General features: G+C 47.9%; 1 protein-coding gene. It reads right to left on the reverse strand.

The features are described 5' to 3' along the window. Positions 1-257, reverse strand: a 257-nt coding sequence (locus DWV53_RS16020) for a hypothetical protein (RefSeq protein WP_220432025.1), incomplete at both ends; no start/stop codon positions are given.

Here is a 257-nt window from a genome sequence, read left to right on the forward strand (position 1 = left end):
ACAGAAGAACTTGTCGTTCCGCCAAGTGCAGTTGGCTTGTCACTGAAACGCTTGCTGACAGTCTTTAACGGATTGACGAAACCAGCGTCAAGTCCGTCATCGTGCGTGTTCCATTTCTCGGAATCGTCCTTGAACGGAACATATCCCTTTTCAGCCTGCACATCATCATAATAGTCGAAGTTCTGGAAAGCCACTTCCTTTCCTGTGTTGTCGTACTGTCTGACACCTGTGAGCATTTCCTTGTGGAATGCACCTTC

This window comes from Segatella copri, assembly GCF_003465495.1.
Taxonomy (GTDB): domain Bacteria; phylum Bacteroidota; class Bacteroidia; order Bacteroidales; family Bacteroidaceae; genus Prevotella; species Prevotella copri_G.